The sequence below is a fragment of the Sessilibacter sp. MAH1 genome (genome assembly GCF_054658315.1).
In genome coordinates, this window is sequence record NZ_BAAGIC010000006.1 from 27,237 (window position 1) to 39,094 (window position 11,858).

9 protein-coding genes and 1 pseudogene are annotated in these 11,858 nt (G+C 43.5%); 7 read left to right on the forward strand and 3 right to left on the reverse strand.

Features of this window, described 5'->3' with window-relative positions; all coding sequences use genetic code 11:
- The first annotated feature begins 6 nt into the window (after window positions 1-6).
- From zipA to ACYQ28_RS07850, 6 genes are all read left to right on the forward strand, one after another.
- Window positions 7-1,020, forward strand: a complete 1,014-nt coding sequence (gene zipA, locus ACYQ28_RS07825) for a cell division protein ZipA (RefSeq protein ID WP_460049458.1) — start codon at window positions 7-9, stop codon at window positions 1,018-1,020.
- Window positions 1,021-1,125: 105 nt separating this feature from the next.
- Window positions 1,126-3,162 (forward strand): NAD-dependent DNA ligase LigA, encoded by a 2,037-nt coding sequence (ligA, locus tag ACYQ28_RS07830; RefSeq protein ID WP_460049457.1) that lies wholly within the window; start codon window positions 1,126-1,128, stop codon window positions 3,160-3,162.
- 98 nt (window positions 3,163-3,260) lie between these two features.
- Window positions 3,261-3,893, forward strand: a complete 633-nt coding sequence (locus ACYQ28_RS07835) for a transglycosylase SLT domain-containing protein (RefSeq protein ID WP_460049456.1) — start codon at window positions 3,261-3,263, stop codon at window positions 3,891-3,893.
- 78 nt (window positions 3,894-3,971) lie between these two features.
- The gene (locus ACYQ28_RS07840) at window positions 3,972-4,385 is read left to right on the forward strand and encodes a hypothetical protein (RefSeq protein WP_460049455.1); all 414 of its coding nucleotides are present in this window, start codon (window positions 3,972-3,974) and stop codon (window positions 4,383-4,385) included.
- 445 nt (window positions 4,386-4,830) lie between these two features.
- On the forward strand, window positions 4,831-5,964 hold the full coding sequence (locus ACYQ28_RS07845) for a patatin-like phospholipase family protein (protein WP_460049454.1): 1,134 nt from the start codon (window positions 4,831-4,833) through the stop codon (window positions 5,962-5,964).
- 169 nt (window positions 5,965-6,133) lie between these two features.
- Window positions 6,134-8,044, forward strand: a complete 1,911-nt coding sequence (locus tag ACYQ28_RS07850) for a beta-ketoacyl synthase (protein ID WP_460049453.1) — start codon at window positions 6,134-6,136, stop codon at window positions 8,042-8,044.
- A gap of 278 nt (window positions 8,045-8,322) precedes the next feature.
- Here the strand turns inward: ACYQ28_RS07850 and ACYQ28_RS07855 are convergent.
- The 3 genes and pseudogenes from ACYQ28_RS07855 to ACYQ28_RS07865 form a co-directional block, all read right to left on the reverse strand.
- Window positions 8,323-8,712, reverse strand: a pseudogene (locus ACYQ28_RS07855) (sirohydrochlorin chelatase); the annotation flags it as partial.
- Window positions 8,713-8,733: 21 nt separating this feature from the next.
- Window positions 8,734-9,804 carry a ferrochelatase gene (gene hemH / locus ACYQ28_RS07860; protein ID WP_460049452.1) on the reverse strand — a complete coding sequence of 357 codons (1,071 nt, stop codon included), beginning with the start codon at window positions 9,802-9,804 and terminating at the stop codon, window positions 8,734-8,736.
- Between the two features lie 205 nt (window positions 9,805-10,009).
- Window positions 10,010-10,885 (reverse strand): tetratricopeptide repeat protein, encoded by an 876-nt coding sequence (locus tag ACYQ28_RS07865; protein WP_460049451.1) that lies wholly within the window; start codon window positions 10,883-10,885, stop codon window positions 10,010-10,012.
- A 454-nt stretch (window positions 10,886-11,339) separates the two neighbouring features.
- Here ACYQ28_RS07865 and ACYQ28_RS07870 point away from each other — a divergent pair, with 454 nt between their 5' ends.
- Window positions 11,340-11,858 carry a class I SAM-dependent methyltransferase gene (locus ACYQ28_RS07870; protein WP_460049450.1) on the forward strand — a complete coding sequence of 173 codons (519 nt, stop codon included), beginning with the start codon at window positions 11,340-11,342 and terminating at the stop codon, window positions 11,856-11,858.

Below are 11,858 nucleotides of genomic sequence, written 5' to 3' on the forward strand. Positions count from 1 at the left end.
TAATTTATGGAATTCGCCGCACGTGAGTGGCTTACCGTAATCATTGGTTTGGCTATTTTAGCCGTAATTTTGGACGGAGTTCGCCGAATGCGACACGCCAAACGCGGCTCAATTAAAGTATCTGCAAATGTTCAGGTTGGCGGTAATAAAGCCGATTTGGAACGCTATGGCAGCGAACTCCCAAGTGGTGGCGCACGAGTTGTCGCCCAACGCGATGAGGTTTCTGCCGAGCAACTGAATCGTGTCGTAAAAGAATCCTACAGTGCCAGTAAAACCACCAAGGGATATCGTATTCCCGAACAGGTTACATTAAATCTGGATGAGTCTGTGCCTATGCTAATGGACTCGGTTGTTGAACCGGATCAGGCGCAAAAACAGAAAGAGCCTACGTTGGGTAACATCGATGATCTAGAGGTTCCGGAGAACGAACCACAACTGCGAGCAGAACCAGAAGAATCTTTGCGATCGAACACGTCATTTACGGTTAGTGGTTCAAACCAGCTTGATGAACCTCAAGCTCAAACGGACGTCGAGCATTCAGTCGATGCCGAGCCCGAGCTAGATGAAATCGAACATCATTACGAAGAGCCCGAAGAAGTCTTGGTCATTAATATTATGGCGCCAAGCGGCGAGTATTTTTCTGGCGGTGCGATTCTGGATGCTTGTATCGAAGAAGGGATGCGCTTTGGTGAAATGAATATTTTCCATCGCCACCGCGATATTGAGGGCAGGCAACCAATTATTTTTAGCATGGCTAACATCGTTATGCCAGGTACGTTTAACATCCAAGAAATGGATCGATTTTATACGCCGGGCGTGAGTTTCTTTCTGGCGTTACCCTGTTCCGACAAAAGTATGGATGCCTTCGATTTGCTCTATAACACCGCGAAGAACCTTGCAAATTATTGGGGTGGTGAGTTAAAAGACGAAAATCGCAGTGTCTTAACCCAGCAAACGGTCGAGCATTATCGCCAGCGTATACGTGATTACGAACGCAAGCGGCTAACACACCCACACTGAGCCATAACGTTAAGTGATATTGAGCCTGCAAGTAAATCATTAAACCTTGCGGGCTTTTTTACATTTGCAGTCTTAATTTTCACGAATCTCTAAGTATTTAAGTCAATGTCTGATTCTTTAATTGAACTCCAGCAAAAAATTTCGTCTCTACGCAAACAAGTAGAGCATCACGACTATGCCTATTTCGTTCTTGACGATCCCAAGGTTCCAGACGCCGAGTACGATCGACTGTTTCAAGAGCTCAAAGCCATAGAGGCCGATCATCCCGAACTGATTACTCCCGATTCGCCCACACAAAGAGTCGGTGCGATTCCTTTATCGGCATTTGAGACCGTGCAACATCAGGTGCCCATGTTGTCTTTGGATAACGCGTTTTCAGACGAAGACTTAAGAGACTTTGATAAGCGCGTAAAAGATCGTTTGAAATCGAACGTCGATATCGAATACGCCTGTGAACCCAAACTGGATGGTTTGGCCATCAGCCTGATTTATCGAAATGGTGTGCTAGAGCGTGGTGCAACTCGTGGCGATGGTCAAAATGGTGAAGACATTACTCAGAACGTTCGCACCATCGGAACCGTTCCCTTAAAGCTGCGCGGTAACGGTTATCCCGAGGTTTTAGAGGTTCGAGGCGAAATCTATATGCCTAAAGATGGCTTTGAAAAACTCAACCAACAAGCACGGCTGGACGGTAGCAAGGTGTTTGTGAATCCACGTAATGCCGCTGCCGGTAGTTTACGTATGCTTGATAGCCGTATTACCGCGAAACGTCCTCTGGAGCTGTGCGCTTACAGCGTAGGTTTAGTGGAGGGCGGCGATATGGCGACCACGCATACCGAGGTTTTGCAGCAGCTCAATGGTTGGGGTTTCAAAATCAATAAGCACATGGCTACGGCGAAATCGATTGAAGAATGTCTGAGCTATCACCAAAAACTGGGTGAGCTGCGTGACGGCCTTGCGTACGATATCGACGGTATTGTTTTTAAAGTGAACGATCTAGAGCTACAGCGGGAGTTGGGGTTTGTCTCACGTGCGCCACGCTGGGCGATTGCTTATAAGTTTCCCGCCCAAGAGCAGGTTACCAAGCTGGTTGATGTTGAATTTCAAGTAGGGCGCACAGGTGCTGTGACACCGGTTGCGCGTTTAGAACCGGTTTTTGTCGGTGGTGTTACTGTTTCAAATGCAACCTTGCATAATCGTGATGAAATCGAACGCTTAGGTGTTCGTGTTGGCGACAGTGTTGTTATTCGTCGCGCTGGTGATGTAATTCCACAGGTGGTCTCGGTGGTACTAGAACGCCGCCCAGAAGATGCCCGCGAAATTGTCTTTCCAGACGATTGTCCTGTGTGCGGTTCACCGGTAGAAACCGTAGCCGGAGAGGCGGTAGCGCGTTGCACCGGTGGCTTAACCTGCCAGGCTCAGCGCAAAGAGGCTATTAAACACTATGCATCGCGTAAAGCTATGGATATTGAAGGCCTGGGCGACAAGTTGGTTGAGCAACTCGTAGATGAGCAACTGATTGATTCGGTGGTGGATTTGTACTCATTGGATCTGGAAGCCGTTTCTAACCTTGAGCGAATGGGGCAAAAATCTGCTCAGAATCTGTTGGATGGTATCGAAAACAGTAAGCAAACTACGTTACCCCGGTTTATCTACGCACTGGGTATTCGGGAGGTGGGTGAGGCTACCGCTAGAACTCTAGCGCAATCACTGGGTAGCTTAGAGGCTATTGCCGCAGCGGATACTGAACAATTGCAAACCATCAACGATGTTGGTCCTGTGGTAGCGCACTTTATTCACGAATGGTTTTGTCGAGCCGAGCACCAACAACTCGTCGAGGCATTAAAAGAAGCCGGTGTTAGTTGGGAAAACCTAGCCGTTAAAGAGGTGGCAGAGTTGCCCCTTGCCGGTCAAACCTATGTGGTCACCGGAACACTTGAGCGTTTTAGTCGCGATGAAGCCAAGGCCTTTTTGCAAGAACTCGGTGCTAAGGTAGCGGGCAGTGTTTCTAAAAAGACCCAATGCGTTGTTGCCGGTCCCGGTGCAGGATCAAAATTAACCAAGGCTCAGGAGCTAGGTGTTGAGGTTATTGATGAACAGGCCTTTGTCGATCTTTTGCGTGGTTTTGGTATAAACGTTTAAAATCTCTTACGCTTTTGGTGTAATAACATTATTGAGTTCAAGGGCTCATTTAGGCGATGTAAATTATTAAATGGACTAAATCAATCTGAGAGCTGCGGGTGTATCGAAAATTAAGCAACTTATTTATCACGATTAGAGTTTTTGCGGTGGTTACCTTGTGCATTGCACTTGCTGCGTGTACTTCATCACCGCCTAAACATACCGAAAACATCTGCGATATTTTTGATGAGAAGCGCGGTTGGTATGACGATGCCAAAAAGGCTGAAAAGCGCTGGGGTTCGTCCATACCAACAATGATGGCAATTATGTATCAGGAGTCAGGCTTTGTTGCCAAGGCTCGGCCAAAGCGGAAAAAGTTCTTGTGGATTTTTCCCGGTGCTAGGCCCAGTGATGCCTATGGCTACGCCCAAGTAAAAGACGATACTTGGAAATGGTACAAAAAATCATCGGGTCGGTCGGGTGCAGACCGACACGATTTTGATGATGCCATCGATTTTGTCGGTCAGTACAACAAACAAAGCCAAAAACTCAGTAATATTAATCTCTCTAATACTTACGGTTTGTATTTGGCGTATCACGAAGGGCATGGCGGTTTTAACCGTAAGACCTATGCGAGTAAAGATTGGCTAAAAGCAACGGCTCGTAAAGTTGCTGATCGTGCTAGTCGATATACGACGCAGTTGCAACGTTGTGAAAAACGGTTAAGTAGTAAGGGTTGGTGGATTTTTTAACCTTTGATTATGTAACGTTTTGGGTGAATTTTAAGCAAATCTACAATCCTCTAACGATTATCAACGAGAGAATATTGGGTGGAATTCGAATCTTTAGTTTACGGATGTATTATCGACTCCAAGCGCTTGGACGCCGAGCGACGAGAAATAAATCGCAAGGCGATGTTGGAGCTGCCTTCGCAGGATGAGTGGCAGTTTTTGGCTCGGGAGATGTTTTCGTTACCACAGCCATCACCAGAATTAGACACCGTTAATAACGAAGTTTTTCATTTTGGCGCATCTTATCGCGGTATTGAATACGAATGGCAAAGTTGGATTGCGCAATTTGAGCAGCTGCTTTCTAAAATGTATTGGGTTTCTGCAAAGGTTCATCTGGAAACTGTGCTCTCTGGCAGCCATACTTTTACGTGGGAGACCAGTGGCGATTTTCACACGCCGGGCTCTGGGGATATGCAAGTGCAATGTGAATGGTCCCGTGAAGACGCATTCTAAGCACACTCATTATTCGTGATATGTAAAGTAGGTGATATTTGTTTATTTTTAAGCGTAAGTTCAAACGTACAACAACAACACTTGTTGGTGTGTTCGCTCTAGCGTCTTTTCTAGGACTGGCTGTGTGGGGGTGGGGAGTACCGGCTTACGCCATACGTAATTTTTTTCTAATTTGCGTACTGTTTTTACTGTTGATTTTAATAATTGCTGCTCTCACTGGATTATTGGTGTTACTGCTTCGAAAACTTAAAAATTCGAGTAACGAATAACCGGTTTTATTTTCGAAATTTATAAGTATTCAGTTATTTTCTTTTCCAGTTTTTTCTTTGCTTAACGGGCCTTTTTCGTTAGGCTCATTAGCAATTTTTGCCTTCTGATTAAATTCAGGAAGAGTTAATCAGGGGCTTCTAAAAGTCCTCATTAATTAACCATTAAAAGTGATTGAATGTCCCGAGCGTTAGTTTTATCTGGTGGTGGTGCTAGAGCCGCCTATCAGGTTGGTGTGTTAAATGCCGTTAATGACATTATTGGCAAGTCTGAAACTTCTCCTTTTCCCATTATTTGCGGTACATCTGCTGGAGCAATTAATGCGCTGGCCTTGGCATCGCATTTAAGTACCTTCGATAACGCCATTGCTGATTTGGTGACTATTTGGGATAACCTACACGTTGAAAATGTCGTAAAAGCTGGCTGGAAAGATATTGCTTTGGGCGTAAAACGTCTTACCGGAGCGTTTTTTAATCAGGGTATCGCTAAGTCTGACTCCATAGCCTTACTCGACAATTCCCCGCTGAAAACTCTGCTGCAAAGTCATATTAATTTTTCAAACCTAAAACCTTCTATTGAATCTGGAAAACTTCACGCTGTTGCTGTAACTGCTATGGCCTACAGTACCGGTGAATCCATTAGTTTCTTTCAGGGACATTCATCCATTCGCAATTGGCGCCGTTATAATCGTTTAGGGTTGTCTACGGAACTATCCATTGATCACCTTTTGGCGTCTTCTGCGATTCCCGGAGTTTTTCCAAGCGTAAAAATTAATGATGAATATTACGGCGATGGTGCTGTTCGACAGTTATCGCCATTGAGTACCGCGTTGCAATTAGGCGCCGATAAAATATTCATTGTGGGTGTGAGCGATAGCCGAAATCCTGAACACTGGAACAAACGGCACATGGCTAAACATTCTCCTTCTATGGGGCAAATGTTTGGGCATTTGTTAGATTCCGCTTTTTTGGATTCTATGGATGCCGATCTAGAGCATTTAGAGCACGTCAACGACTTAATTAATTTGATTCCAGCGCCGCTTAGGGTGGGTCATCCTAAAGCCCGAAAAATAGAATCGATTTCAATTTCTCCCACCAAAGACGTAGATCGAATCGCCGGTCGTCATGTCCGTTATCTTCCTAAACCTTTGAAAGCAATCTTGGCATCGTCTGGCGCTACCGCAAAAGGTGGTGGAGCCGGTTTGGCCAGTTATCTTTTATTTTCTAATAAATTCACGAAAACTCTGATGGATCTTGGTTACCAAGATGCCATGTGGGAACGTGACAAGATATTGCGCTTTTTTGAAGATTGATTATTCGAAGTGGTTATTTATTATTCGTGATTCTGCGAAGTAATCCAAATGGTGCATGTTTTGGCTGAAATGCCAATATTTATGACCATAAAACCCGTTTAGTATCCTTTCTTGGCGCACTAGACTGCACGCTATAATTGATCTAGCTCTGACCTTCTTTGGAATTACCATGACTTTGTCTGCACGTTTACCTGTAATTGTTGGTTTTGGCGGCTATAACGCCGCTGGTCGTACATCTTTTCATCACGGTTATAAACGTTTAGTAATCGATAGTATCGATTCGACAGAGCGCAACAAGACAATTGCTGGTTTAGCTGTGTTAATGGGTTATGCCAAAAAAAGCGAAAATGGTTACATCGTTGGTGAACAATCGGGTTTGTCGTTAGAGCAAACCGTTGGGTTATTAGAGACAGATGTACTCGCGAACACTTTAATTCGTCGTATTGATAAAGACGTGTATTTCGATGTTGATAACGTCAAATGGCACAAAAAAACCACTTTAGATTCGGCAACTGGTGAAGCGATCGAATTTAAAGTCCGTACTCGCGATTTACCAGAGCCATTACCCGAAGGTTGGGAAATTATTGCCGAAGACGGCAAAACTACCACCATCGCCGTCAGTTCTTTGAGCAACATTAAAGTCGATAGCTATCGCGATTTTCCGGTTAAATCTGCGGGGCAGTTGCCAAAAGGATTCGATATCTCCAGCCATTATAATTCCCACTTTCACCCTCGTGCGTTGCAAATGGCGGTGTTGGGTGCGTCTGACGCCATTCGTTCGGTGGGCATAGATTGGCAAGATATTTTGAAAGCAGTTTCTCCCGATGAAATCGGTGTTTATGCCAGTAATATTATGGCGCAGCTTGACGAGCACGGCGCAGGCGGAATGTTGCAGTCTCGATTACTTGGCTCGCGCGTGTCGACCAAAAATTTAATTTTGGGCCTCAACTCAATGACTACCGATTTTATCAACGCCTATGTTATTGGTAGCGTGGGTAGTTCGGCTTCTATTACCGGGGCTTGCGCAAGCTTTTTGTATAATATGAACACTGCTATAGAAGAAATTCGTAGCGGTCGTAAGCGTGTGGTAATTGTTGGTGGTTGTGAAGCGCCGGTAACCAGTGAAATTATCGACGGTTACGCAACCATGGGTGCTTTAGCAACTGAAGACGCTCAAAAGCGTTTATACAATGTTGATGAGGTTGACCATAGTCGCTCCAGTCGTCCATTTTCTGATAACTGCGGTTTTACGATTGCTGAATCTAGCCAATTTACGGTGTTAATGGATGACGAATTAGCTCTTGAGCTGGGTGCGCAAATTCACGGTTCTGTTGCCGGGGTATTCTTAAATTCAGACGGTTATAAAAAGTCTATTTCTGCTCCCGGCGCCGGTAACTATTTGACTATGGCACGGGCTGTGGCCAGTGCTCAATCTATGTTTGGCAAGGAGTCAGTTCAGTCGAGTATTTTATTGGCTCACGGATCTAGCACACCTAAGAATAGAGAAACTGAATCTGTTTTATTTGACGAAGTCGCTAAGACGTTCGGCATAGAAAATTGGCCAACCATTGCCATTAAAGCGTTTTTGGGTCATTCCTTGGCGCCTGCCAGCGGTGATCAAGTGAATGCGGCTTTGGGTATGTTTAAATATAAAGTTCTGCCCGGAATTCGCACAGCGGATAATATTGCCGACGACGTTGCACGAAGTCATTTAAATATTTTCTTGGATGACATTAAAGTCGAACATAATCTTGATTTGGCTTTTATCAACTCGAAAGGTTTTGGGGGCGCCAACGCTACTGGTATTTTAGTATCGCCAGAAAAAACTCTGCAAATGCTCGAAAAGCGCTGGGGTTCTGACGTTTTAGATCAGTATTTTTCTAAGCTAGACGCTACCGTAACACGCGCAAACGAATACGATCAAAGCGCTTTAGCCGGAGATTTACAGGTAATTTATCAGTTTGGTGAAGGTGTTATTGAAGAAGATAAGATTGAAATGACCACCACAAGCATCCGCGTTCCCGGATTTGAAAATCCAATAAGTTTGGAAATGTCGAATCTCTACAAAGACATGCTTTAAGGAAACCCTGATTCATCTAGAGTTTCTTGTGGTACAAGGATGTGCCGTCAATTTCTAGATGCGTAAGTGATTGAAATCGTGAAAAAATTAAAAATCGCTGTTTCGTTTCCTACTCTTCTATTAAATCTCTGATCTAATAATCGAAAAATTAATCAAAGATTCCTTAAGTGGCTTTTCGCATACATTCAAAAAAAGCGAATGTATGCGGGTTACTATTCTTTTAGATTAATGATTAACGTCAATTAATTCTTAGCCATTATTTACCAAATAAGGCGTAATTAACCCTGTGACTCGATGTGTTTGGCCATTATTTTCGCAAATTCGCTGTTCGATCCAAAGTAGTCTAATTGCGTAATCGTGCAATTTGGGTAAGCCGTTAAGCATTCTTGTATTTGTGCGGGAATATCTACGCCAACGTGCTTTCCTTGATTAAAAAACATCGGGTAGATATCTATATTTTCAATGCCGTTTTCATAAAGCACCTTCACAGCATCCAGCATAGAAGGATCGCAAAGTTCTAAGAAAATAGGTTCTACGATTTTGTAGCTGCTTACATACTCAAATAATTGGTTAACAATGGTTTTAAATTCATCGTTAGCTTTTTGCGCGCGGCTGCCATGCGCCATAACCAATAAAGCTTTTGTGTTTGTGCTCATGGCATTATTTACCTTTTGATGAAAATCTGAGTATTAAAACGTTGCACCGAGTACTTTTGCTCGTTGGCTTTGCTGTTGTCGATCTTCGTTTGCAATCGACCAACCCTTAAGGTTGTCATTAACAATTTGAGCCAGTGCTTGAATATGCTCGGGTTCATCATTTAATGCCGTTATGTATTCAAAGCGCTCACCGCCGTTGGCAATAAAATAGCCTTTATTTTCAACGTTAATTTCTTCGATGGTTTCCAGACAGTCAGCGGAAAATCCCGGACAAAATACTTGAACAGATTTGGTACCTTTGGATGGCAACGACTTCATGGTTTCATCGGTATAAGGCTGCAACCATTCTTCTCTACCAAATCGGGATTGGAACGTTGTTAGATAGTCACCGTCTTGGAGATTTAGCGCTTGGGCAATGAGTCGGGTGGTTTTATGGCATTCACAAAAATAAGGATCGCCATTATCCAAATAACGTTTAGGCACACCATGATACGAAAAAACGATTTTTTCGGCTCGTTCGTGTATCTGCCAATGTTTTTTAATTTTTTCTGCGCAGGCTTTTATGTACAAAGGATGATCATGGTAATGTGTAATAAAGCGCAGTTCCGGTAGCCAGCGGCGTTGGGTAAAATCTTGCGCGATGGCATCAAAGGTTGATGCAGTAGTGGCGGCGCAGTATTGAGGGTAGAGCGGTAATACGACTAATTTTCTAACACCGGCTTCCGACATTTTTTGAATCACAGATGTGATAGACGGATTGCCGTAGCGCATGGCAAATTCAACCACCAGATTCTCGTCCAGCATCTCACTGAGCGCGCGGTGCTGCGCCTTAGTAATGGTCATCAATGGCGAGCCTTCTTCTGTCCAAACCGATGCGTAAGCATGAGCCGACTTTTTAGGTCTCATGTTTAAAATAATTCCATTTAAGATAAACCACCATATAAACCTTGGGATTTCGACAACTCGTGGATCAGACAGAAATTCCTTTAAATAGGTTTTTAGCTTAGAGGGTGTTGGTGCGTCTGGAGTGCCTAAATTGGTAATGAGTACACCAATTTTCTCGTTGTGTTGATGATTAAAATTTTTTGTATTTTGGTATTTCATGCGCTTTCAACTTATCAACGTTCGAGGTCGTGAGCACTAAGCCTTTTAATGCTTAGCTTGGTTGCGTGATATCAAAGCGCCATTATACGTAAAAGTGTCTGAGTTCGGTTCAATGCTTTTGATGATTTCTGCATTCCATGCAATCCGATGGAATATTTATTTAGAGAGCTGAATCATTTTATCCCTTAAAAATGCAAGATCTGTCTTAAGATTGCTTTTGTAATAATCGTACCAAAGACGATATTGCGCGCGATAATTCCTCTGCTGCCGGTTGATTATCGATAATTTCTAGCCAAGTGCTGCCATCGGTGGGGTTACGCAATTGGCAACTGGCATTTTCGAGTCCACACTCATAACGCAAATATGGATCAACTCCGTACACAGAAAATCGCTGATTTGTGGTTAATCTTTTGGTGTTTGCCAAATTCTGAGTTGTTGTTATGACAGTATCAGGCAGCTTTACGCTAATTTTGTGGCGATGAGCTCCTTCGAGCTTATTTGAGGCAACTACTGAGGTTTCACCGTAGCCGTAAAATTCGAGAAGATTATTGATGTGCTGTGTAACGGCTTTTACGGTGTCGTCTGTTTGATACAAAAATTCCAGATACTGATAATAATCGTCCACAACATCGAGATCGTTTGACCATTTAATCTTTGCGGTGCTGGCTTTAAGACTATCGTCGGCTACTGTTTTTGAGGGCCCCTGCGTTTGCTCGCGCAGTTTGGTGATTAATCGTAAGGTTTCAAAATACTCCGGTGCGCTTCGTCCTGCGTGCTCTATGTAAGATTCGTAAGATGATAATGCTTTATGAGGTTCGTTTAGAGCAGCGTAAACACGTCCTTGCAAGAAATAAAATCGTGGTGGTGGATCAGTTCTTAAAGAGAGCGAGCGGGATAAAGATTCTTTTGCCTTCGAAAATTGACTCTGACTGATTAAATCTTCAGCTTCAATCAACAGGCGATCCGCTTCAAAGGATGGACTCAGCGCTGAGTGTCCTTCTAATGATGACAATGTGAAAACAGCTGTGACGATAAGCGTAAGAAACAATGAACGTTTGGATTGTGTTTGGTGATTGTTCAAAATCGTTTCCTCAATTCAACCGTGAAAATCGTAAATCACTACCGCAAATGATCAAGGTAGGGCTGTAAAGTGATAACAAGATCACACTCATTAGTTTAGAAAGTTTACGCTGAACAGGGCATTACTGGTCAAATTTTTCTGATAAATGGTTTTGTTCAGTATAGGAGACTCTAATCGAGTTCGAACTATCGGTAACGCAGAAGCGAGATTTCATTCTCCATAATCGTAACTGGTTGAAATTATGACGAAATTGATAATCGTCTTATCAATACTGGTGCGGTGTTAACATCCAAAATGGGTTCACTAAGGCAGTCAAGGCGAAGAGAAAGATTAAATGTTGGTTCAGATTTGCCCATTATGTGGCGCGGTTTGCTCGTTATTTCATCAAGATAAGCGGCGGAGTTACTTTATTTGTGCGAGTTGTAGCCTGGTTCATGTGCCGAAAAAATTCCATTTGACGGACAATCAAGAGCGAGAAGAATACGATAAACACGAAAATTCATTAACCGATGTCGGCTATCGTCAATTTCTTACCCGCGCAGCGGAGCCACTTCTTGGCCGCTTACAGCAAAAGTCTTACGGCTTAGATTTTGGCTGTGGTCCGGCACCAATGCTGGCCAAAATCCTTTCTGAGTATGGGCACACCGTCGATCTTTTCGATAAATTTTATTATCCAAATAATACGATTTTGGATAATAGGTTTGATTTTATTGTAACCACAGAAGTCGTAGAGCACTTGGCTGATCCAGCGTTAATACTAGATACACTGTTTAATACTTTGAAAGTGGGTGGTTTTTTGGTGATTATGACCAAGCGTTGGTTGGATCTTGAACGATTTAAGTCGTGGCATTACAAAAATGATCCCACTCACATCACCTATTTTCACGAAAAGACATTGCAGTGGATCGCCAACTTTTGGCGAGCTGAGCTTGAATTTGTTGCGGCGGATGTTGTTGTACTGACAAAAAAATAG